This is a genomic window from Oerskovia sp. Root22, from assembly GCF_001429135.1.
GTDB lineage: Bacteria > Actinomycetota > Actinomycetes > Actinomycetales > Cellulomonadaceae > Oerskovia > Oerskovia enterophila.
Genome location: NZ_LMIL01000009.1, coordinates 297771 through 321089, shown reverse-complemented (window position 1 = coordinate 321089; position 23319 = coordinate 297771). Strand labels below are relative to the sequence as shown.

The 23319-nt window shown below is 73.9% G+C and carries 16 protein-coding genes and 1 other RNA gene; 4 read left to right on the top strand and 13 right to left on the bottom strand.

Annotation, left to right across the window (positions count from 1 at the left end; all coding sequences use genetic code 11):
• Positions 1-4: 4 nt before the first annotated feature.
• Both rnpB and ASE15_RS11890 read right to left on the bottom strand, forming a co-directional pair.
• Positions 5-390: RNase P RNA component class A (gene rnpB / locus ASE15_RS13850), an RNA gene on the bottom strand.
• A gap of 14 nt (positions 391-404) precedes the next feature.
• Positions 405-791, bottom strand: coding sequence for a tautomerase family protein (locus tag ASE15_RS11890; protein ID WP_056763458.1), 387 nt, complete (start codon positions 789-791; stop codon positions 405-407).
• Between the two features lie 100 nt (positions 792-891).
• Between ASE15_RS11890 and ASE15_RS11885 the strand changes: the two genes are divergently transcribed.
• A complete protein-coding gene (locus ASE15_RS11885) occupies positions 892-1665 on the top strand; it encodes a YaaA family protein (RefSeq protein WP_056763455.1) in 774 nt (257 codons plus the stop codon).
• Positions 1666-1929: 264 nt separating this feature from the next.
• Here ASE15_RS11885 and ASE15_RS11880 read toward each other — a convergent pair whose 3' ends face one another.
• The 5 genes from ASE15_RS11880 to ASE15_RS11860 all read right to left on the bottom strand — a co-directional run bounded on the left by ASE15_RS11880 (position 1930) and on the right by ASE15_RS11860 (position 7191).
• Complete coding sequence (locus tag ASE15_RS11880) at positions 1930-3165, bottom strand: bifunctional RNase H/acid phosphatase (protein ID WP_056763454.1); 1236 nt, start codon at positions 3163-3165, stop codon at positions 1930-1932.
• A gap of 217 nt (positions 3166-3382) precedes the next feature.
• Positions 3383-4060: a hypothetical protein gene (locus ASE15_RS11875; RefSeq protein ID WP_157277211.1), complete on the bottom strand. Its 678-nt coding sequence runs from the start codon at positions 4058-4060 to the stop codon at positions 3383-3385.
• Between the two features lie 194 nt (positions 4061-4254).
• Positions 4255-4818, bottom strand: a complete 564-nt coding sequence (locus ASE15_RS11870) for a DUF6318 family protein (RefSeq protein ID WP_157277210.1) — start codon at positions 4816-4818, stop codon at positions 4255-4257.
• 718 nt (positions 4819-5536) lie between these two features.
• A complete protein-coding gene (locus ASE15_RS11865) occupies positions 5537-6271 on the bottom strand; it encodes a zinc ribbon domain-containing protein (RefSeq protein WP_056763448.1) in 735 nt (244 codons plus the stop codon).
• 38 nt (positions 6272-6309) lie between these two features.
• Positions 6310-7191, bottom strand: a complete 882-nt coding sequence (locus ASE15_RS11860) for a Nif3-like dinuclear metal center hexameric protein (protein ID WP_056763794.1) — start codon at positions 7189-7191, stop codon at positions 6310-6312.
• Positions 7192-7478: 287 nt separating this feature from the next.
• On the opposite strand from ASE15_RS11860, the gene ASE15_RS11855 reads away from it, so the two are divergent.
• From ASE15_RS11855 to ASE15_RS11845, 3 genes are all read left to right on the top strand, one after another.
• Positions 7479-8789: a ScyD/ScyE family protein gene (locus ASE15_RS11855; RefSeq protein WP_056763445.1), complete on the top strand. Its 1311-nt coding sequence runs from the start codon at positions 7479-7481 to the stop codon at positions 8787-8789.
• 142 nt (positions 8790-8931) lie between these two features.
• The gene (locus tag ASE15_RS11850; RefSeq protein ID WP_068708740.1) at positions 8932-9786 is read left to right on the top strand and encodes a helix-turn-helix domain-containing protein; all 855 of its coding nucleotides are present in this window, start codon (positions 8932-8934) and stop codon (positions 9784-9786) included.
• Positions 9787-9790: 4 nt separating this feature from the next.
• Entirely contained in the window at positions 9791-10222 is a 432-nt protein-coding gene (locus ASE15_RS11845; RefSeq protein WP_056763791.1) for a VOC family protein, read from the top strand.
• A 44-nt stretch (positions 10223-10266) separates the two neighbouring features.
• On the opposite strand, the gene ASE15_RS11840 is transcribed toward ASE15_RS11845, so the two are convergent.
• From ASE15_RS11840 to ASE15_RS11815, 6 genes are all read right to left on the bottom strand, one after another.
• Positions 10267-12006 carry a bifunctional 3'-5' exonuclease/DNA polymerase gene (locus ASE15_RS11840; RefSeq protein ID WP_235534385.1) on the bottom strand — a complete coding sequence of 580 codons (1740 nt, stop codon included), beginning with the start codon at positions 12004-12006 and terminating at the stop codon, positions 10267-10269.
• 98 nt (positions 12007-12104) lie between these two features.
• Positions 12105-14306 (bottom strand): SWIM zinc finger family protein, encoded by a 2202-nt coding sequence (locus ASE15_RS11835; RefSeq protein ID WP_056763443.1) that lies wholly within the window; start codon positions 14304-14306, stop codon positions 12105-12107.
• A complete protein-coding gene (locus ASE15_RS11830) occupies positions 14303-15532 on the bottom strand; it encodes a VWA domain-containing protein (protein ID WP_200960546.1) in 1230 nt (409 codons plus the stop codon). Before ASE15_RS11830 ends, ASE15_RS11835 begins: the two co-directional genes overlap by 4 nt.
• Positions 15529-18288, bottom strand: coding sequence for a DUF5682 family protein (locus tag ASE15_RS11825; RefSeq protein WP_157277208.1), 2760 nt, complete (start codon positions 18286-18288; stop codon positions 15529-15531). The genes ASE15_RS11830 and ASE15_RS11825 overlap by 4 nt, the downstream gene beginning before the upstream one ends.
• The gene (locus ASE15_RS11820; protein WP_082618397.1) at positions 18279-19430 is read right to left on the bottom strand and encodes an AAA family ATPase; all 1152 of its coding nucleotides are present in this window, start codon (positions 19428-19430) and stop codon (positions 18279-18281) included. Before ASE15_RS11820 ends, ASE15_RS11825 begins: the two co-directional genes overlap by 10 nt.
• A complete protein-coding gene (locus tag ASE15_RS11815; RefSeq protein ID WP_056763439.1) occupies positions 19424-23224 on the bottom strand; it encodes a DUF4132 domain-containing protein in 3801 nt (1266 codons plus the stop codon). The genes ASE15_RS11820 and ASE15_RS11815 overlap by 7 nt, the downstream gene beginning before the upstream one ends.
• Positions 23225-23319: the final 95 nt, after the last annotated feature.

The window sequence follows — 23319 nt, the reverse complement described above, 5'->3', positions numbered from 1 at the left end:
AGGGCGGATGAGTCGGTCGGTACGCCGGGTTCTGTCCCCGCGCGCGGTTGCCCTCGCACGGGTGACGGCCATCCATCTACGACGTACGTTGCCGCACGCCTCCAGCGGTCTACCCGGAAGCTCGGGCGAGCAGCCCTCGAACGCTTCCTGTCTGACCTTGCTCCAGGTGGGGTTTACCTAGCCGGACCAGTCACCTGGCCCGCTGGTGGTCTCTTACACCACCGTTTCACCCTTACCGCCCACGGCCGAGGCCGTGGGAGGCGGTCTGTTCTCTGTGGCACTGTCCCGCGGGTCACCCCGGGTGGGCGTTACCCACCACCTTGCCCTGTGGAGCCCGGACGTTCCTCGGCGGTGCCACGAGGGCACCGACGCGGCCGTCTGACCGACTCATCCGCTCCCGCAGCCTACACGTCCACGCGGTAGCCCAGTGCGAGCTCGTCGCCGCTCCTGCCGCGGATCCCCCAGCTCTCGGGCGGGCTCTCGAGGATGACGACCTCGAGGTCGTCCGCCGCCAGCCCCAGGAAGGGCGCGACGTCGTCGAACATCGCGGCGATGAGCGCCCGCTTGGCCTCTCGCGAGCGGCCCGTGAAGCACACGACCTCGACGACGAGGTACGCGTCGCTGCGCTGCGGCGCGATCAAGTCGCCGTCCTCCATGAGGAGGAAGCGGTGGAACCGCTTCTCCTCGGGCAGCCCCCAGGCACCGACGACCGCGCGGTGGATCGCGTCGGAGATGTCCTCGCGCTTCATCTCCCAGACCGTGCGGGTGCCGTAGACCTTGACCTGAACCATGCGGCACAACCTAGTGCCGGGGCGAGCGGTCCGCCACGGGTGACCATCGCCACGCCCCGCCGCGGTCCGTGGCCGTGTGCGACCGCCCTAGAGTGGCGGTGTGCTTCTGCTCCTGCCGCCGTCCGAGGGAAAGTCCGTGCCCGACGACGGAGCTCCCGTCGATCTCTCGGCCCTCAGCTCGCCGTCGCTCACCCGGCACCGCAAGGCCGTGCTCCGCGCGCTCGTCGCCGCGAGCAGGCGGCGCGACGCGCTCGACGTGCTGGGCGTGAGCAGCGGGCTGGCCGACGAGGTCGCGCGCAACGTGTCGCTGCCCACCGCGCCCGCGGCTCCGGCCGCACAGGTGTACAGCGGCGTCCTGTACGCCGCGGCCGGGCTGGCCGACCTGCCGCCTGCCGCGGCTGCCCGGGCCGAGGAGTCGGTCCGGATCGTGTCAGCCCTGTGGGGTGCGGTCTCCCCCGCCGACCGCATCCCCGCCTACCGGTTGTCGATGGGGACCAGGCTTCCGCCCCTCGGCGCGCTGGCCCCGTCGTGGCGCCCGCACCTCGCCGGGGCGCTCGACGCGCGGGCTGCGGGAGACGTCGTGATCGACTGCCGGTCGGCGCCGTACGCGGCTGCGTGGAAGGTGCCCGCGGACGCCGAGCACGTCGCCGTCCGGGTGCTGCGCGAGCTCGACGGCCGGCGCAGCGTCGTCTCGCACAACGCCAAGCACACGCGCGGCGTCCTCACGGGGCACCTGCTGACCCGTGCCGAGCCCGTGCACTCGGGCGAGGAGCTGCTCAAGGCCGCGTACGAGCTGGTCGGGACGGAGCTGCTCGACGCGACCATGCTTCCTGGGGCGCGCGGCGCCTCGACGCTGGAGCTCGTGGTCTCCTGAGCCGTTCTGCGGCGCGAGCTGCCCTGCGGCACGCGAACGGTCGCCGACGCGGGGTCGACGTGTGGTCGACGTGGATCGGCGGACACGAACCATCTGGTCGCCGCTTCCCTCACCGACTGTTTGCCGAGTCCGGGTGTTCGAGGCGTGCGGGTGCCGAGAACGAGGTTCCGCGCGGTCGAGCACGAGGTTGAGAACGCTGAGGACCTCAGAACGACCGCAACCTCGTGCTCGGCACCGTGCGGGGGCGGGGCGCTGCGGGACGGTCTAGGGCTCGCTCGGGCACCCGACCACGGTCAGCTCGGTCGCGCCGTCGGCCCACAGCCGCAGGATGCTGACCGATCCCGGCGGCACCCGGAAGCCGGCCCACCGCGAGGGCGGCGCCTCGATCGCGCGGCCGACCGCGGCACGCACCTGCACCGCATGCCCCACCACGACCACGGTCCGGCCCGTGCCGCGAGCCAGCAGGTCCTGCAGCCCGGCCCAGACCCGGTCGCCGACGTCCGCCATGGACTCCCCGCCCGGCGCGACCTCGGTGCCCGACGTGAGCCACCTCTCCGGATGCCCGTCCCACCGCTCGGCGATCTGCGGGGCGGTCAGTCCCTCCCACTCACCGAAGTGGACCTCGGCGAAGCGGTCGTCGGACCCGACGTGCAACCCGAGACGGCGACCGACGGCCCGCGCGGTCTCCTGCGCACGCACCATGGGCGAGGCGACGATCGCCGTCGGTCGGGGCAGGTCGGTCCAGCGGTCGCGACCGATGCGGTAGACCAGGTCGGCCGCCTGCGCGGCCTGCACCCGTCCCCGCGCGGTCAGCGACGGGCCCGGGACCGAGGAGCCCGAGTAGGCGCCGGCGACCGTGAGCGGGGTCTGACCGTGGCGGACCAGGACGACGGTGAGCGGCTCGGCGCCGTCGAACCGTGCGCGGGCGCCGGAGGGGCGCGACGGCGTGTCGAACGCCGCGTCGTCGTCGGTGGCCGGACGGTCGGCGCTGTCGACCGCACCCGAGGTCTCGGCGCGTCCTCCCTGGTCCTCGCTGCTCTGGTCGTCGTGCGCTTCGCCGACGGTGGGGTCCGGGTAGTCGCGCGCGATCTGGCCGCCCGTGTCCATGGCCTCGTTGGCAAGCTTGTCGGCTGCGGAGTTGTCGGCGCGCGGCACCCACTCGTACGAGACCTGGGACGGCGGGAGGACGAGCGCGGCCTCGGCAGCGAGGCGTCGCATGTCGTCGTGCTTGATCTTCCAGCGGCCCGACATCTGCTCGACGACGAGCTTGGAGTCCATCCGCACGAGCACGCGGGCATCGGGGTCGATGCCCCGCGCTGCCTCGAGACCCGCGACGAGTCCCGAGTACTCGGCGACATTGTTCGAGACGACGCCGAGGTAGCGCGCTCGCTCGGCCAGCACCGCTCCCGTCGCGGCATCGCGCACGAGCGCGCCGTAGCCCGCGGGTCCGGGGTTCCCGCGCGACCCGCCGTCGGCCTCGACGATCAACGACCTACCCATGCTGTTCCTCCACGTCTCGCCTCGTCCATCCGGCGCCTGCTTGCTCGGCCGCCTCTGCGTGCTCGGGTGCCTCTGTCGGCGATGGCCCGGGCTTCACGCGCCCGGACGCCGCAGCCCGATCATGTACCCATGCCAAGGTGCGCCGCCCGGCCACCTCAGTGTTCCTGGTGCTGGTCGTGGCGTCGAACAGGGGCGATGCGGGCGTGTCTCGTCGAGGTCAGTCGAGGGGGTCGGTGACCAGGCGCGAGCGTGCCTCGTAGATGGTCAGGGGTGGGGCGGTGGCGGTCGTGTGCGCGGTACCCGTGATGGGGGTCCAGCTCGAGGTACCGGTGATCTGGAAGCGTCCTTCCCAGGTGGTGCCGAGGGTGATGGTGGCGGTGCCCTCGTCCGTGTAGGTGTGGAAGACGCTCTGGTGGGGATAGGGGGCGCCGGGGTCGGTGGTCTGGGTCGGGGTGGTGCCGTCGTCGTAGTCCCAGGTGTACGTCGCGGGCGTGGCCTGGATCGTGACCGGGATGCCGAGCAGGGTCGTGGCGAAGGTCTGCGGGGTGGGGGTGGTGTAGGTGATGGTCTCGATGTTGACCAGCGTCCAGCCGTCCGGCGGCTGGACCGTGAGCGGCGACGGGGCGATCGTCAGGCGTTGGAACTCGACCTCGGCCAACGGTGCGAGGTCGATCGCGGTCAGGCAATCGCCGTCGTTGAGCAGGGTCCAGCCGGTCAGACCACTGATGGTTCCGTCCGGGTTGTTGGTCCAGGTCTGCACGAAGACGGGTTCCAGGGCGATCTCACCCTCGGGACACGAGACCTGGAACTCTCCCTCGACCTCACCGTCGGCACAGGACCCGATCTGCCCCTTGGTCGTGGTGAAGTCCGCGTTGTGGCACAAAGCGGCGGGCATCCGCCGGTACTCGGAGGACGCGGGGGTTCCGTCGGAGTTCTTCGGACGATGGGCGGAGCCGTCTGCGGAGACGTCGGTGGCGACGACATCGACAGCATTACCCTCGGCGTTCCCGAAGATGTCTTTGCCAGCCGGTAATGCCGTCCCAAAGGCGAGCGAAGTTACCCCGATCATCAATGCAAAGGCCGCTGTCTTCATGATGTTGGCATGTTGGTCGAGACCTCCAGCAAGAGCCATGCAACACCGTCGTTCATGACCTCGACACGGAGTGGACCCGATGCTGATTCGCTGCTCTCGACCACAGTTCCACCTTCGTCAGCAAGGACGGATGCATCTTGGCTGAGCACGACATCAACTGGGAATGCTCCTAGCAGAGTGTCGAGGGGATAGGTCTTCGTCACGTCGACTTCGACATCCCCACCGCTGTACGTCGTCCTGGCCGCCTGCTGGGACGCCACGTCCGCAGAGACCTTGACACAGAACTCACAAAGGTCAACGAGGGAGATCCGCTCCCACTCCTCGAGGTCCCCCGTCGCCATCACGTACGGGTAGAGCTCCAAGAAGTAGGTCGCCGCAGCCGCCGCCCCCACCTCGTCGGTGCGGTCCATGTCCGCCGGTCGCTCGGGCTTGACCGGGCCGGTCGGAACAGGCGTCGGCGTGGACGTGGGGCTCGGAGCCTCGCTCACGACCGACGGTGTCTTCTCCACCTCCGGCGCAGGCGTCGAGCAGCCGCCCAGGACCACGCCGATCCCGACCACCAGCGCCACCGCGCCCAACGACCACGACCGCCCCCAGTCGCCGCGCTCGTGTCGACGCCCAGCGCCCGACACGCCTCTGCGCGCATGCGCGGCAGCCCTGTGCAACCCCTGCGAACCCATCCCTGCCCCCTCGGTAGGTACCGGCACAGGGCCACACCGCCCCCTACCTCCCCAGGAACCTAACGGGTCAAACCGCCGCACCACCACCCCCCGTCCCAGGCTGTGGACAACCAGGCTCCACGGGCCTCGGGCAGCACCGGAGCCGACGACCGCTGCCACCGCGGGCCGGCCGCCACTGTCCCAGGCCACCGCCCGCGCATCCCGCACGACACCCACCACCGCGACCATGCGGTTGACGTCCCACGAGCATGCGGTTGCCGTCGCTCTCAGCCCGAATCACGACGCCAACCGCATGTTCGGCACCACGAGCGACGTCAACCCACCGAACACGACGTTGCGCGCATGCGAGCACGAGGTTGCGGTCGTGGAATCCGTCAGAACGACCGCAACCTCGTGCTCGGCACCGGAACCCCCCGGACACAGCACGACCCCGCCCCACGAGGGACGGGGTCGTGTCGACCGTTGCGACCGCAAGACCGGCCAGCAGGTCCGGTCAGCAGAACCAGCAGCACCGGCAGGTCCCATGAGCAGAACCAGCAGCACCGGCAGGTCCCGTCAGCTCCAGCTAGCGGACAGTCCCAGCAGTATCAGCAGCCCCTCAGGCGTCGAGACGCACCAGGATGCGCGAGCACTCCTCGCAGCGCGCGACCTGGTCGGGGCTCTTGGCCTTGATGATCTCGACGTCGGACGGGTTGAGCTCGAGGCGGCACCCCTCGCAGCGGCGACCGCTGAGCACGGCAGCCCCCAGGCCACCGAGCTGTGCGCGGAGCCGGTCGTAGAGCGTGACGAGCCCGGCGTCGAGCCCCTCGACGGCCTGGGCGCGCGCGGCGGTCACGGTCGCGACCTCGGCGTCGATCTGCGCGAGCTCGGCGTCGCGCTCGACCACGACGGCGGCCTTCGCGGCGAGCAGCTCGTCGTTCGCGGCGTCGAGCTTGGCGAGCGCGTCCTCGTGCGCCTCGAGGCGCTCCATGACACCGAGCTCAACCTCCTCGAGGACCTCCTGGCGACGGGCGAGCGAGGCGAGCTCCCCCACGAGCGCCTGGGCGTCCTTGGCGCCGACCTGGCCCGAGTCGAGGCGGGTCTGGTCGCGGGCGGCACGCGTGCGGACCTGCTCCACGTCACCCTCGGCCTTGGTGAGCTCGCGCTTGAGGTCGCTCACGGCCGTGCGGGAGGCGACGAGCGAGGTGCTCAGGTCGGAGATCTGCGCGTCGAGCTCCGCGATGCGGGCGATCGAGGGCAGCGAGGTGCGCTTGTGCGCGAGCTGCTGCAGGCGGGTGTCGAGCGCCTGGACCTCCAGCAGTCGTCGCTGGTCCTCGGGGGGTGCAGTGGTCACAGGGTGCGTTCCTTTCGATGCAGTTGTGGGGCGCCGTCTCAGGCGCGGGGCGCGGAGCCGATCCGGGCGGTCCAGGGGTCGGTCCGTCGGACGCTCACGCGGGTCTCCACCGTACCCGCATCTGCAAGCCGTTCCGTCAGGTCGGCGGCGGCGTAGCGCAGCCAGGGCCACTCGCTCGCGAAGTGCGCGACGTCCACGAGGAACGGACCACCCGCCGCGCCGCCCTCGAACTCGGCGCGCTCGCGCAGCTCGGACGCCGGGTGGTGGCGCAGGTCCGCGGTGACGTACACGTCGGCCCCCGCGCTGCGGACGGCGTCGAACAGCGAGTCGCCCGAGCCCCCGACGACGGCCACGGTGCTCACGGCCGCGTCCAGGTCGCCTGCGACGCGCACCCCCTGCTCGGTCGCGGGCAGTGCGGCGGCGACGCGCTGTGCGAAGGCGCGCAACGTCGTCGGCTCCTCGAGGCGTCCCACGCGACCGATGCCGGTCTCGACGGGGTACGCGCCGCCGTCGGGCGCAGAGGGCGCCGGGACGAGCGGCGACCGGTCCACCAGGCCGATCGCGTCCGCGAGCGCGTCCGCGACCCCGCGCGGCGCGGCGTCGGCGTTGGTGTGCGCGACGTACAGCCCGACCCCGGCCCGCACCAGCCGGTGCACGAGCGAGCCCTTGAACGTGGTCGCCGCGATCGAGTGCACGGGCCGCAGGAAGAGCGGGTGGTGGGTCACGATCAGGTCGGCGCCCCACTCGATCGCCTCGTCGGCGACCGTCGCGACGGGGTCCACCGCGAAGAGGATCTTGCGGACCGGCTGGGCAGGGTCGCCCGTCACGAGCCCGACGGCGTCCCACCCCTCGGCGGTCGACGGCGGGTAGAGCGCCTCGAGGGTCCGGACGACGTGGGCGAGCGTGGGATGTGCGGTCACGGGCACCAGGCTATCGGCCGCACGCCGTCGGACGGCTGTCACGAATCCTCCTGGGAGCGCTCCCTAGGTGTGTCCGGCAGGGGAGCCGGACCTCGCGACGACGCCCCGGCGTCCACCGGCACCGGACAGACCCGTGCCCACGGTGCGCACCGCACCGCATGTCACCCGCACCTCCCGTACCGGCGAGCGCCGGGTTCACCAGGCCGTCCACGACGACGGTCCTGCCCGCAGCGCCGCCCAGACCACGGGCGCCCGACGTCGACGTCCCGCGCCCGAGGAGAGAACCGATGATCAGGAAGACCAAGAGCATCAGACGGCCGCGCACCACGCGCGGACCGCAGCGGACCGGCACGATCGGGGTCGCGCTCGCCCTCGTCGGGGCGCTCGCGCTGGGCGCGACCCCCGCCCAGGCGCACGACGACCGGTACGGCCACGGCGGAGGCGGAGGCGGAGGCGGAGGCGGAGGCGGAGGCGGAGGCGGAGGCGGCCTGCCGACCCCCGGCAGCCCGCAGACCCTCGCGACCGGGCTCCTCGGCCCGCTCTCGCTGGGTGTGGGCGACGACGGCTCGTTGTACGCCTCGCAGAACTTCGGCGGCTCCGTCACCGAGGTGAACCGCCGTGGGCAGCAGAACGTCTACGCGGCCGCCGTCCCCGGCTCGGAGATCAGCGCTGTCTCGACCGACGGGCGCCGCGTCCTGTTCACCGAGGGCACCCCCGACGGGTCGAGCGTGCTCCTCCAGGAGCGCGACAAGCGTGGGAAGATCCGCACGGTCGCCGACATCGGCGCGCACGAGCAGGCCACCAACCCCGACGGCGGCGTGATCTACGGCTTCCGCGACCTCGCGCCCGACTGCGCGGCCCAGGTGCCGCCCGAGGTCGGCGGCGCGAGCCACCCCGGCGAGGTCTACTCGCACCCGTACGCCTCCACGACGATCGACGGCACGACCTACGTCGCCGACGCCGGGGCGAACGCCATCTGGTCGGTCGACCGGCGCGGGACGGTCCGCACCGTCGCGGTCCTGCCCGCCCAGCCGCTCGCCGTGACCGCCGAGGTCGCCGCGGCGACCGGGATGCCCGAGTGCACGATCGGCCACACGTACTACAACGAGCCGGTCCCGACCGACGTCGAGCGCGGCCCCGACGGACGCCTGTTCGTCTCGCTCCTGCCCGGCGGGCCCGAGGACCCCTCGCTCGGAGCCCGCGGAGCGGTCTACACCGTGAGCCAGCGCGGGAAGGTCTCCTTCTACGCCGGTGGTCTGCTCACGGCGACCAACCTCGCGGTCTCGCCGCGCGGCGACGTGTACGTGGCCGAGCTCTTCGCGAGCCGCATCTCGGTGATCCGCAAGGGCACCACGACCCCCGTGCCGTTCGCCGAGGTCGTCATGCCCGGCGCGCTCGAGTGGACCTCGTCCGCGCTGTACGTGACCTCGGACGTGCTCGCCGGCCTGCCGACCGGACCCGAGGAGCCCGGCGAACCGGGCGGGACGAGCATGCTCTCGCCGACCGACTCCGCGAGGCACCGCCCCACGCCCACGCCGACCCCCGAGCCGGTCCCGGGCGGGACGCTCGTCAAGATCCCGCTCAAGGGCGGGCGGTAGCGCGATCCGTCACGACGGGCGCCGGTCGCAGGGATCCTCCTGCGGCCGGCGCCCACCGCCATGTCACCTACCCCGGGCCGGTCAGCCACCGGCCGGGGCACGGACCGCGGCGCCGCCTTCCGGGACGTCCTACGGTGGAGGGATGAGCCAGCACTACGTGCGCTCCTCGCCGACCGGTCCCCTGGCGTCCGCGGTCGGTTCGATGCTGGGCTACGAGATCGCCGACGACGCCCCGTCGGTCCACCGCGGGCTGCCCTCCCCCTGGCTGACGCTCGTCATCAGCCTCGACGGGCCGGTCCCGACGGCGACCGGCCCCGGCGCGGACGCACCGCTGCACCGCTTCGAGTCGCTCGTCGGCGGCCTGCACACCACTCCCGCCTACATCCATCAGCCTGCGCACCAGGCCGGCGTCCAGCTCGCGCTCGACCCGCTCGCCGCCCGCACGCTGCTCGGGGTGCCCGCCGGAGAGCTCGGCATCGTCACGGACGCCGACGACGTGCTCGGGCGCGCCTCGCGCGCGCTCCGGGAACGGCTCGGCGAGGCCGGCTCGTGGGCCGAGCGGCTGGCCCTCGTGGAGGACGCCCTGCGGCGCGCGGCAGCCTCCCGGCGTCCTGCGCTCGGCCCGGTGCGGGCCGAGATCGCCGAGGCCTGGCAGCTCATGGTGCGTCGGGGCGGGCGGGTCCGGGTGCCCGAGGTCGCCGCGCACGTATGGCTCAGCACCCGCCAGCTCTCGTCGCTGTTCACGGCAGAGCTCGGCCTGAGCCCGGGAGCCGCCTGCCGCCTGGTCCGCTTCGACGCTGCCCGGGACGCCGTCCGCGCGAGGTCCCTGGCGCCGTCGGGCCCGAACCTCACGGCGATCGCCGTGCGCACCGGCTACGCCGACCACTCCCACCTGGTGCGGGACTTCCACGCGTTCGCGGGCCTGAGCCCCACGGCATGGTTGGTCGAGGAACGCGCAAACATCCAAGCCGGGGGCGGTGCCCCGCGCGCAGGCTGAAGGCATGGACACCGACAGAACACCTCAGGCACAGGTCTGGCCCACGCTCCAGGCGCACGACGCGCCCGCGCTGATCGACTTCCTCGTCGACGTCGTGGGCTTCCGGCGCAACACCGTCATGACCGACGAGGACGGGCGGGTCGCGCACGCGCAGCTCGACTGGCCACCCGGCGGGGGGATCATGCTGGGCTCTCACAAGCCCGACGGCGAGTGGTCCCGTCAGCCCGGCACGTTCGGGGGGTACGTGGTCGCCGGGGACTCCGGGAGCGGCGTCGGGGTCGAGGAGATCGAGGACCGGGCGACGCGCGCCGGGGCCACGATCGTCGCCCCGCTCCGTGAGACCGACTACGGCAGCCGCGAGCTGGTCCTCGCCGACCCCGAGGGCAACCTCTGGTCCATCGGGACGTACCGCGGCGAACCGCGCGCCGACCTCTGACCGGTCGTCCGCCAGGTCCTGGGACGTCCGTGAGCGCCCGCCGCCTACTTGGCCTGCGAGTAGTCGTCGACGATCGCGACCGTCAGCGGGAAGTCGACCGGGAAGTCGCCGAAGAGCAGCTTCCCGGCCTCGGTGCCCGCGGCCCGGATCTCGTCCGCGACCTGCTCGGCGAGCTCGGCAGGGGCATGCACGATGATCTCGTCGTGCAGGAAGAAGACCATGTGCGGCTGCTCGGTGAAGGGAGCCGGAGCCCGGCCCGGGGTCCGGGCTTGCGGCATCGCGGCGAGCCGTCCCCGCAGCGAGGCCATCCAGCACAGCGCCCACTCCGCGGCGGTTCCCTGCACGACGAAGTTCCGGGTGAAGCGGCCCCAGGCGCGGGTCTGGCTGCGGGCGCGGGACTGGGCGTCGCTCGACGCGGACTCGTCGTACGCGCTGCCCTGCGTCTCCTCCCAGCCCGACCCCGGCGGGGGCGAGCTCCGCCCCAGGCGCGTGGTCACGATCTCGCCGCGCTCGCCCGCGCGCGCGGCCTGCTCGACGAGCTCCAGGGCCCGGGGGAACGCCTTGGCCAGGCGCGGCAGCATGAGTCCGCTCTCCCCCGTGGTGCCTCCGTACATGGCACCGAGCATCCCGATCTTGGCCTGCGCGCGCGTCTCCACCGCGCCCGCGTCGACGATGCCCTGGTACATGTCGCCGCCGCGCCCGGCCTCTGCCATGACGAGGTCTCCCGAGAGCCCCGCGAGGACGCGGGGCTCGAGCTGAGCCGCGTCGGCCACGACGAGCTTCCAGCCCGGGTCCGCGACCACGGCCGACCTGACCTGGTGCGGGAGCTGGAGCGCTCCCCCGCCGTTCGCGGCCCAGCGCCCCGTGACGACTCCCCCGACGACGTACTCGGGCCGGAACCTCCCGCCGCGCACCCAGGTGTCGAGCCAGTTCCAGCCGTTGGCCGTGAGCAGGCGGCTGAGCTTCTTGTACTCGAGCAACGGAGCCACGACCGGGTGGTCCACCCGTTCGAGGTCCCACTTGCGGGTCGACTTCACGCCCACCCCGGCGTACTCGAGGGCCTTGAGGAGCTCGGGTCCCGAGTCGGGGTTGAGGGCCGGCGCGTCGAGCGCGGTCCGGACCTGCTCGGCCAGCGCCTCGAGGCGGGCCGGGCGCAGGCCCAGCGGCGGGCGTGTCCCCAGGACTCCCGTGAGCATCGCGTCGTGGAGGTCCTCACGCCACGGCAGCCCGGCATGGCTCATCTCGGCGGCGACCAGGGCGCCCGCGGACTCCGCGGCGAGCAGCAGCCGCAGCCGCCCCGCGCCCGACGACGTCGCGACGGCCTCGAGCTGCCTGTGCAGCTCCCCGACCGGGTCGGGTGGGGAGACGGCGCGCCGGTCGCCGAGGTCGAAGAGCGCGTCGGGGCGGTCGAGCCCCGGGACGGGGGCGGTGGGCACGGGGTGCATCTGGTCCCACGCGTCGCGCGGCGCCCGTGCGAGCGGCGTGCCGACCGTGAGCGTCGAGCGGCGCAGGATCGCGCGGGACAGCCGCAGGTCGTGGGCGCGCTCGATCCGTCGGCCCGCTGCGAGGGCTGCCGGGTACCAGAGGTTGGTGTCGTCCCAGACCCAGCGGGTCACCGGGGCCGGGGAAGGCTCGCCGCTCCGACCGTTCTGCTCGCGCGCGAGCAGCCCCGGCCAGGGCGCGTGGGTGCGCGGCGGGCCGAGCGGCTCGCCGCGGGCGTCGAGGTCCTGGACGTCGACGAGGCCCGGGTCGGCGGGCGACGTGCGGAGCGGGACCGAGTACACGACGCAGAGTCTGCCGTGCGGGTCTGACACTCTTCGTCGCACCTCCGCGGGCCCCGTCGCTCTCCCGGGCCGACGAGCGCACCCCTGACCCGGGTCCGTCATCCCGTGAGCGCGAGCGCCCGCCCGAGCACGAACCGCGCCCGCAGCACGTTCTCCGTCGTGGGGTCGGCGAGCAGGTCCGCGAGGGACCGTCCGACGGTCGCCATCCCGAGGTCCCCCGCGAGGCGCTGACGTGCGGTGAGCGCCTCGTGCTGCCATCCCGTGAGGCGGCGACGGCCCGTCGCCCCGAGCGAGTCGACGACCTCGAGCGCGGGTTGGCAGACGCGCACCACGGGCCCCCGGTCGACCGGCTCCGCGACGTGCGTGGTCGACCCCTTGCGCAGCGCGGCGATCCGCGCCGTGAGGCGACGCATCGCGGTCCAGCCCGGCGCGGTGCGGTACACGGGCGACATCGAGGGTGAGAAGAGCTCGATCCCCCCGGTGCCGTCGCGCAGGAAGATGCCTACCGGCTCGTCCGCTCCCCCGCCCGGCTCGCGCTCGACGAGGACCGCGACCACCGGTCGGCGCGACGCCACGACCGACAGCAGCGCCTCGACGCTCCGTTCCTGGTCGACCGCGACGCGCAGGACCTGCGTGCCGCCGTCGGCCGCCGTGACGGGCCAGGTGACCTCGCGCCGCACCTCCTCGACCCCGATCGCTCCCGTCTCGCGCACCATGACCAGGCGCACCCGGCGGGCCGCGCGGCCGAAGCCCACCGTCCCGGTCGTCGCCGAGTCCCGGAGCCGGTCGGCGACGGTGCGCAGCTCCTCGACGTCGAACCTCCCGTCGCCCACGCGACGCGTGCGCGAGGTGACGCCGAGGGTCCCGTCGGGGCGGGTCTCAGGGGCGTCGAGCGTGAACGGTCCCGCGCAGACGCTCGCGACCGAGGACCCCCACAGCATCGGCAGGTCCACGTCCCGGCGGAAGGCCGGGTCTGCCCCCGAGGGGCGTGCGGCCGTCGCCGTGCGCACCACGCCGTGCTCCTGGTCCCAGGCCGTGAGGGTCATGCCGCGCGCCCCGCTCGCTGCCCGCCACCACCGCACCCCGAGCGGCACGAGGCGTCCGGGGCGTTCCTCGCCCTCGTCGTCCGCCGCGCCGCGGGCGCGCCGGGCCGGAGCGCCGACCAGGTCCGGCAGGGTCCCGGCAGGGGCGTCGCGGAGCGCGGCCGCGAGCGCCCAGGCCTCGGCGAGCGCGCCCAGCGCGTCGGCCTCGGTCACGTCGTCGTCGCGCGATGCGAGGCCGTCGACGAGCCCTGCGGCGACGAGCAGGAGCCGGTGGAGGAGCAGCAGGCCCACGAGCCGGGCACGTCCGGCCGCGCCACGCAGCGTGTCGGCGGCATCAGCCCCGAGGTGGGACAGTCCGGCATCGACCACGTGCCCGACGACGGCGCTCGCCTCCTCGATCCCCGCCCGCTGGGCGGTGGTCAGCTCACCCGAGCGCTCGACCTCGATCTCGTGGGGCCACGACCACGAGCGTCCCTCGCGGGCGAAGGCCCGGACGACCGCCTCGAGCCGGGCGGCGGCCTGGTCGGCGGCGGTCGACTTCCCTGCGACGACCATGCCGCCGTACCCCGCGGGGGCGACGAACACGACGACGTTCGACGGCCCGGCCGGTACCGTGGCACGGCCCTCGGGCGCGGGGTCACCGGTGGCCGGGCGGGCCAGGCCGGCGATCGGCCACGAGATCGTGAGCCGTGCGCCGTCGACCGCGAGGTCGCACGCCTCGGTGATGCCGTTCCCCTCCGCCGCGACTCCGGCGAGGAGCGCGCTCGGCAGACGCTCGACGACCCGGCGCACGGCCACCTTGCCCGCCGCCCGGCACACCTCGGCCGGGCTCAGGGAGAGGAGAGCGGCCAGAGGGCTGGCAGGCTCGTCAGTCGTGGCAGGGCCGGGGCCCGCGGGGTCGCCACCACCGCCGTCCGTTCCACCGTCCGTCGCCGCAGCCCCAGTATCGGCGTCGTCCACGCCGGGTTCAGGTGTCGAGCCCGCCGGGTGCTCGCGAGCCCAGAGGCACGCGGCCACGACGTGCTGGCACACGCCCGCTGTCGGGCACGAGCACGACGCCGCGACCGGACCCTTCGGCCCGAGCCGGACCACCGCGGACCCGCAGGCGACCACGACCTCGTCCGGGGACTCGGACGCGAGCGACACCTCACCCCCGACGAGGTCCTTGCGGGCGCGCCGCAGGAGGCCCGCGTTGCCGAGCGCGACGAGCGCTGCGTCGTCGTACCCCGCGAACACGGCCAACCACGCGGGCGTCATACGAGCACCTCCCCGAGCCACTCGGCGAACCGCTCGGGCGTGAGCGCGGCGACGTGCATGCCGCTCTCGGCCAGACGACGGGCCGTGCCCTGGTCGTAGACCGGCTCGGCGGACTCGTCGAGCGCCGCGAGGCCGAGCAGCCGGACGCCCGACTCCGCGAGCCGCCGGACCGACGCGAGGAGCTGAGCCACCGACCCGCCCTCCTCGAAGTCGCTCACGAGCACCACGACCGTGCGGCTCGGGTTCGTCACCCGCTGCTCGGCGTAGCGCATGGCCTTGGCGATGTCGGTGCCCCCTCCGAGCTGGGCCGTGAGCAGGACCGCGACCGGGTCGTGCGCGAGGTGCGACAGGTCGACGACGCTGGTGTCGAACACCGCGAGCCGCACCGAGATCCCGGGCAGGGCCGACATGATCCCCGCGCAGACCGCGCTGTAGAGCAGCGAGGCCGCCATGGAGCCCGACTGGTCGACGAGCAGCACGACCTCCCACGTCAGGGTCCGTCGCGCCCTCGACACGAACCGCACGTCCTGGACGATCAACCGGCCGGACTCGGGGTCGTAGCGCGAGAGGTTGGCCTGCAGCGTGCGCTTGCCGTCGAAGTTCTGGCTGACCTTGTGCATCGAGCGGCGCGACCGGTCCTTGCGGCCGCTCAGGGCGGTCGCGAACTGGGGGCGCAGGCGTCGCACGATGTCCTCGACCACGCGCGCGATCACGGTGCGGAGCCCGGCCGCGGCGCGATCGTCGAGCCGGCCGCGGACCTGCAGCAGCGCGGTCGCGAGCTCACGGCTGGGCTCGAGGGCCTCGGCGGCGGTCGGGTCGGCGAGCAGCTCCGTGAGCCGGTAGCGGCTCACCGCGTCGACCTGCATGCGCTCGAACGTCTCGCGCGGGAAGAGCGTGCGTGCCTGGCCGAGCCAGTCGAGCGCCTTGAGCGCCGAGGGGTCGAGGCTCCCTCCGCCGCCGCGAGCGCCCGGCTGCTTGCCCAGACGGTGACCACGCTCGACGTACTCACGGTCGTAGAGGTACTGCAGTGCGCGCTCGATCCCTGCGTCGCCCGGCCCCTGCTGGAGCTCCTGGGCGGCGTAGCGGCCCAGGACGAGCCGCCAGCGACGAGCGGCCTCCTGGTCGGTCACCTGGCTGGTCGCTGCCCCTCCCGCACGATCGGTCACGGGTGCGAGGGCGCCTCGGCCCAGGTGGGGGTCGGCACGCCCGGTGTGCGGGTCGGTCACGGGTGGTTCTCCTGGAGGTCGTGGTGGTCGCCCTGGTCGTCGAGCACCTGGTCGGCGGGCGAGCCGGTGGGGCCGACAGGGCCGTCGAGGCCTGCTGCACCGGCCGCGGCCGGTGCTCCGACGGGCTCGCGGCGCGTCCCGCCGCCCCAGGCACCGAGGCCGTCGCGGTCGAGCATCGCGGTGAGCTCCCGCTCGAGCGCGAGGCCCACCTCGAGGTCCCGCTCGGTCGCCGTCAGGTGCACGTCGATCCGCTCGGCGCGCGTACCGGTGCGATCGGCCACCTGCTGGGCGAGGTGGTGCGTCTCGGCGGGCTTGAGCCACGTGAAGGCGCGGCGCAGGTCCGGCAGGACGGCCAGGAACGCCGGCTCGTCGAGGTCGCGCAGCCCGGCGTGGACCGCGTCGAACAGCTCGGGGGTGTGCAGCAGGAGGTCGGGGGCCGCGCGCAGCAGCCCGCCGAGGAAGCGGACCGCGGCGACCGGGTCCGCGCCGGGACTGAGCTGGGCGCGCACCTCGGCGACCAGGACGTCGTCGCCGAGCGAGTCGTCGACCGACGCGAGCGCGACGAGCGCTCCCCGCACCCCGGGCGCCGTCGCGCGATCCTCGCGCAGGCGGGTCAGCTCGCGGCGCACGGGCACGGGGCCGCCTGCCCCGGGACGGGTCGGCGCACCGCCTGCCGCGGACGAGGCCGGTGCGCCGCCCGCCTCGGGCGCGTCCGCGAGAGGCCGCGCGACGCCGTCGGGCACGGTGCTGAGCGCACCCGCACGGTGCACCTCGCGCAGGAGGTCGCGCAGCGAGACGAGCGTCCCGACGGCCGCAGGCTCCGCGTCCGCGTCGACCTTCCCGAGGCCGGGGACCAGGTAGGCGGCCGTCGCCAGACCGTGGTCCACCAGGTCGAGCAGCTCGGGCGCGTGCCCGTCCAGGCCGAGCTCGACGCGCGCGTCCCACAGGTCGACGAGGCGGTGCAGCCCGCCCACGACCGACTCGAGCGACGGGTCGACGTCGAGCGTCGACCGCAGCAGCGCGACGAGCCGGTCGAGATGGTCGGTGAGGCCCAGGACGACGGCCTGCGCCACGAGTCGCGCGACCCCGAGGGCCGAGCGGCCGGTCGTCGCGAGCTCGTGCTCGAGCCGGTGCAGGCGGTGCACCGCGACGGCCTCGAGCGTCGCGCCGTGGTGCGAGAGCTCGACCAGGGAGGCCTCGACGAGCGGCGTCCAGGCGTACTCCCACTCCTCGACCAGCAGGCCGAGACCGCGACCCGAGACGTGGTCGGGACCCGAGACCCGGTGCGCGAAACCGCTCCCCACGAAGTCCATGAGGGCCAGGAACGCCCGGCGTTCGCGGTGCCGGGGCGTGCGCCGCGCGTCGAGCCTCGTGCGGCGCGGCGTCGAGTCGGTCACGACGAGCCGCAGCGCCTCGGCCCGCTCCCGGGCGCGCTGGACGAGCGGGGGCGACGCGAGACCCGGCGGGACCTCACCCAGTGCCCGGCCTCCGAACACCTCGGCGACCGCCTGCCCCAGGGGACGCCCGAGGCCCAGGTCGAGCCCGCCGTCGTCCTTGACGAAGCACGAGGTGAGGGCATCGAGCAGGTCGGTGCGCCCCGGCCACGGTCGCTCGCGCAGGTCCGCGAGACGACGCGCCTGCTCGGCTGCCGACGCGACCTCGGCGAAGCTCACCTGCGCGCCACGGGTCGTGGCGGCGGCCGCGACGTCGACGAGCAGCGCGGTGCTGAGCGCCGCAGGCCCGGCGGGGTCGCGATGGGCGGCCCAGAGGCGCTCGTAGTAGCCGGGCGAGGGCATGCCGGCCCCGTACCCTCGCAGGCCGTCGAGCCGTTCGTGGTCGTAGCGGATCAGCCAGGCGTCGGCCGCAGCGGGGTCGCCGTAGCCGCCCGCCGGCCGCCGGTCCACGACCGCCCCGCCCTCGGGCGCCCCGGTGAGGGCCTCGACGAGCGCGAGCGTGTGGAACGCGCCGGTCACGACGACCACGGGCCCCTCGACCCGCGCCCGGTGCTCGGCGACGCGGGCGGACATGAGGGCCTCGCGCGCGAGCGACCCGTCGGCGTCGAGCACCTCCTCCTCGTAGTCCAGGCGCGCGAGCGCGGCCCACGCGAAGACGTCGTCGAAGAGCTCGCGCCAGTCCGTGAGCTGCTCGCGCGTGCGCGCCTCGAACAGGTGGTCCCACACCTCGTCGTGGTCGCGGCACCCGAGCCGCTCCGCGATGGCCGCGACCGTCCGCGAGTGCGCGAGGTTCCGCTCGGACTGCAGGGTCCGGGCGAACGCGTCGTCCTCGGCATCGCCTGGTGCGTCAGGTGCGTCAGGTGCGTCGGGCGCGTCCGACGTGCCCGGCGCGATGGCCGCCTCGCGCGCGGCCCAGGACCGGTCGACGAACGCGACCTCGGCTCCCAGCCGGTCGGCCGTGCGCAGCGCGACCCACTCGGGCGAGAACTCGGCGAGGGGGTAGAACCCCGCCCCCTTGCCGTCGGTCCCGAGGCTCAGCACGGCGACGGGCGGGCGCGTGCGGGGGTCGAGCAGCACGGGCAGGAGCCGGCCGTACTCCTCGGGCCCTTCGACGAGCACGACGGCGGGGCGGACCTCGTCGAGGAGCGCCTCGACCGCGAGCGCGCAGGCCGGGCTGTGGTGCCGCACCGGGGCGAGGTAGATGCCATCGACACGCAGCTGCTCGACGCCGGCGACCGCACGCTGCATCCGCTCGGGTGCGAGCCCCCAGGCCGCCCGCACCGGCCCGGGTGCTACTGCCACAGGGACTCCGCCGCCGAGAGGAACGACTTCCAGCGCGGGTCGCGCCGCGCCCGCTCGCGCACGACGTTGTCGACGTAGTGCCGCAGCCGACGGGCGTCCTCCTCGTCGCCCTTCGAGGCCACGCCCGCGAGCTGGCGTGCGACCTCGGCAGGGGTCACGGTGCCGTCGCCGAGGTACCGGGCCTCGAGCGAGGCCGCGACCGCGACGTTGACGGCCTCGGCCGTCGACATCACGGTCTCGGGCCGCTTGACGGGTGCTCCGTTGCTCGTGGCGCCGGTCCGCAGGTCCTGGAACGCCGTGACCAGCACGTCCAGGACGTCACGCGAGAGCGGAGGGCGGTCGGCGGGCGCCCCGAGCTCGGCGGTCAGCTGCGCCTCGATGAGGTCGATCTCGAACTGGCGGTCCGTCAGCGGCTTGATGGTCTCGAAGTTGAACCGTCGCTTGAGCGCGGCCGACATCTCGTGGACGCCCCGGTCCTTGAGGTTCGCGGTCGCGAGCACGTTGAACCCCGGCCGGGCCGAGACCCTCGCCTCGCTCCCGAGCTCGGGGATCATGAGCTGCTTCTCGGAGAGGATCGAGACCAGGGTGTCCTGGATCTCCGGGGCGCAGCGCGTGATCTCCTCGAACCGGACGATCTTCCCGGCGCTCATGGCCTGCTGGACGGCCGACGGCACGAGCGAGCGCTCGCTGGGCCCCTCGGCGATGAGCAGCGCGTAGTTCCACGAGTACCGGATGTGGTCCTCCGTGGTGCCGGCCGTGCCCTGGACCGTGAGGTTCGACGTGCCGCTCACCGCGGCGGCGAGCAGCTCGGACAGCATCGACTTCGCGGTGCCGGGCTCGCCCACGAGCATGAGGCCCTGGCGTCCCAGCAGGGACACGACGGCACGGTCCACGAGCGGGTCGTCGCCGTAGAACTTCCGGCGCACCCCGAGCTCGGCGTCGCCCACGACGAAGGCGCGCACCGCCCGCGGGCTGAGCCGCCAGCCGGGCGGCAGCTCTGCGCCACGCGCCCGGTCGGCCGCTTCGAGGGCCGCGAGCTCGTGCGCGAACCGCACCTCGGCGGGCGGGCGGATCTCCTGCGCCGCCTCGCGGTCGAGGACCGGGGGCGTGCCGCTCGGTGCGGCGGTCGGTGTGGTCACCATGCGCTCTTCTTCTCCCACTCGGCGTCGAAGCTGCCGGCGGCAGCGACGGTCAGGTAGTCGCGGTAGGACTCCGCGACCAGGACGGGCGGCAGGTCCGCGAGGCGCGCCTCGGCGCTCTGCCCGTAGGCCCGCGTCGTGCGCCGGAAGACCAGCTGGGTGAGGGCCGCGGGGATGTTCTCCTCGGGCAGGAACGCGCCCGTGAACTCGATGATCGCGGTGATCCCGACGCTCGGGTACGCCTTCTCGTAGCCCGAGAACCATCCGCCGTCCTCCGCTTGGCTGCGCGAGTACCCGAGCTTGGTCGCCCGGCCGCGCACCGTGAAGCTGTCGGTGAGCCAGCCCTTGCGGTCCGCGATCGACGTCGCCTTCTGGTCGGTGACGGGGACCGCGACCGCGAGCTGGTCGAACAGCGGCTTGATCTCGTAGTCGGCGAGGTGCTCACGCCAGCGACCGGCCTGGTCCTCGCCGAGGAGCACGCCGTGCGCGACCGACACCGTCGCGCCGTCGGCGAGGGTCACGTCCTCGTCGTCGCCGTCGATCAGCACTCCCCCGTCGCCCGGGCGGAACGCCCGCTGGTCGGGGCCGGGGTTCTCGAGCCAGACGAGACCGGCCGCGAGCCGCGACATGATCGGGTGCCCCAGCACGAACTCCTGCCAGTCGGCGGCGGGCCACTCACGTCCGGTGCACATGGCCTCGTACAGTCGCTGGGTCTGCAGCGCGACGACGGCCTTGAGCTCCTTGCGGCTCGCGGAGAGCTGCGACTTGGCGGCCTTGACCTGCTCGGCGTCGTCGTCCACCCGTGCCGCGGGCAGGGCCTTGACGACCTTGCCCGCCTCGTTGGTGAGCTCGAGCGTGAACGTGGGCGTGATGCGTCCCGTGTACTCGCGCGCCCCGAGGTGCAGGTGCAGGATCCCGTCGTCCTCGAAGCCCGCGGTCTGCACCGTGCGGTCCGCGAGCTCCTCGGCGGACCAGCCCCGCCGCTCGGCCAGGTCCTGGGCGAGCGCCTGGGCGGTCGCCTGCACGGTCGCCTGCCGGTGGCGGCGCGCGACCGACAGCAGGAGCTGGATGGCCGCCGGGTCTCCGTTGGCCGCGAGCGCCCGGACGAGCGCCTCGATCTGCGCGCGTCGGGTGATGTGCGCCTTGAGGTACTGCTGGGCGGCACGGGACAGGTCCGTACCCGGCATGCCGACGGTCAGGGCGAGCAGCCCCTTGTCGCTGATGGCCGACCCCAGGTAGTTGGCCTGGTGCTCGCGGAACGCGTCCTGGTGGTGCTGGTCGACCGTCCTGGACGCCTCGGCCTCGTAGTACTGCGGGTGCTGCTTGTACCAGTGCTGGTAGCGGTCGTAGCGCTGCTGGGCCTCTCGGTCGGCATAGGCGCGGCTCTCCTCCGCGGAGGGGCCCCGTGTGTCCTGACCGATCCACGCGTCGAGCACGAACCGGCCGAGCGCCGCGCGGCTCTGTTCGTCGAGCAGCGAGACGTAGCGGGCGATCAGGCCGAGCCCGCTGGGGTCCTTGAGCTTGACCGCGAGCACGACCCACCACCGCACGACCTCGGCCGGCACCGGTTGGGCGTCCGCGGCCCACCGCAGCTGCGGCAGCCCGTCCACGGGGAACCAGGCCATGCTCGCAGGAGCCTTGCCCTTGAGCCCCTTGGTGGCCTCGGCGAGCAGGGTCGCGGGAGCGATCTCCGTGGAGATGTCGTCGCCGAGCGCCTCGAGCGCACCGAGGAGCGCCGCTCGGGCCACCTCGCGGCGTTCCTTGGCGAGCGCGGCACGCAGCGCCGGGATCGCGGCCGGGTCGCCCAGGCGCTGGAGCCAGACGGCGGCCGTAACTCGGATCTCTGTCTTGCCGTCACGCAGCCCCTGCTCGGCGAGGTCTCGCGCACCGGCGTGCGACTCGAGCACCTTCTGCGCGGCGACGCGGTGCGTCTTGCCGTCTCCGAGCGCCAGCTCGGCCAGGCGTGGGAGGTAGCGGTTCGGGAGCGTGGGGAAGCCGCCGAGGATCGTGAGCGCGACCTCGAGCCGCTCGGAGCGGCTGTAGCTGTCGACCTTGGTCGGGGGACGCAGGCCGAGGTGGGTCTCGAGCGCAGCCGGGTGCTCGGCGTAGTAGGGCCACAGGTGCTCGGGCGCGAAGGTCTCCCGGGCGAACCAGGAGTCGAACACGAGCTCCGCGACGGCCACCTCGGAGTCCTGGACGCCCGCGCGCTCGACGCCGTCGGCCAGGATCCGCACGTCCATCGCGAGGTCGGCCGTGGCGTTGAGCTGGTACCAGGGGTACCGCTGCCGGCCCCCGCCGTGCGAGCGTGCGAAGCGGATGTCGTGGAGCATGGTCAGGCCCTCGAGGCGGTTGCGGATCGCGGGGGCCTGGAGCTCGACGAGCACCGTGCGCGGGGGCACCTTGGTCAGGGCGCCGGAGAGGTACTGCGCGACCTGACGGAGGTGGTCGTCGGTGATGGCCGACAGGTCCTTGACCGCGCCCCGGGCGTGCGTGAGGCGCCAGCCCTGGGCCTCCGCCTTGGGCAGGGCCTCGAGGTCCTCGAGCTCCTTGCGGGCCGCGGCGAGGCGACGGTCGACCGCGTCGCGCGCCGAGCGCACGAACGGCTCCCCGAGCTCGGCGTCGGGCAGGGGCGTGAAGGGAGGGAGGACGAGGGGCTCGTCGGCGGCCACGGTCTCGACGTCGAGGGCCGTGGCCCGCTCGAGCGCGTTCGAGAGCAGCGTCCCCCGTGCCCCGCGGCCGTCGGCGGCGTGCGCGCGGCGCAGCGCGTCGACGCCGCCCTCGACGCCCACGAGGTGGGTCACGAGGCCCCCGAGGCGGCCCGCGGGCATCGTGGTGAGCAGCGGCTCGAGGAGCTCGACCTGACGCGCGGCGGGCAGGGCCGCGAGGTTGCCTGCGGCCTCCTCGCGCACCGACTTCGCGCTGTCCGTCGCGAGCTGGGCGACGAGCCCGACGAACTCGTCACGCGCCGCGGGCTGGGCGCGCAGGAACTGGAGGAGCTCGACCTTGCCGGTCGCGCGCAGCAGCGGAGCGAGAGCGACGACCTCGGCGTGATGGGCGACCAGGTAGTCCTCGACGCCGGGCTGCGCCGCGAACACCGCGAGGGGGTCGCCGTAGTAGTCGGCCGTGACAGGACGGTCGAAGATCGCCGCCACGACGGCGGCCGGGATGCTCGCCTCGGCGACGCCGCCGTCGCGCAGGATCGCGACCAGCAGCTCGGGGGTCCATGCGCTGCGGATGCCGGGCTTGCCCCCCTTGCCCCGGGTGCGGCGGTCGCCGCACGTCTTGGCGACGTCGGTCAGCAGGGCCGCGAACCAGGCAGGAAGCCGGTCCGAGGCACGCGAGACGTCGGGCGAGACGGCCGCGAGGAGCCGTCCGAGCCGGACGAGCGCGTCGATCGCGACGGGTTCGGTGAGCGTGTAGAGGTTGCCGCGAGCCGTCGTGCTCTTGTCCACGTTCCAGCCGGGCACGTGCTCCTTGATGGCCTTGTCCTGGGCCTGGCTCGTGTAGGTCCACACGCCCAGCGTCGCGGGCCGGTTGAGCAGACGGTCCGTCGAGTCGTCGCCACGCTGCGAGAGCTCGGTCACGAGCTCCGGTCCCTCACCGGTGTGGACGTAGGCGACGGCACGGGCCGCGAGACCCGGGGTGTCCGCGTCCAGGATCTTCAGTCCGTCGATCAGCCGAGCGGAAGGCTTCGTGTGCCGCGCATCTTGTGCTCGGTCGACCCCGAGCGACGTCCCGCCGCCCTCGACCGCACCGTCGTGGTCTCCCTGGAGCCAACCCTTGATCTTCTCGAACACGTGTCCCCGCCGTCTCGTCCAGGCCGCCGGACCGGGTCCGGAGGCCGCCGCGCTCCGTCGGCGCGGCGTCGGACGTCACAGTAGGAGAAGCCACC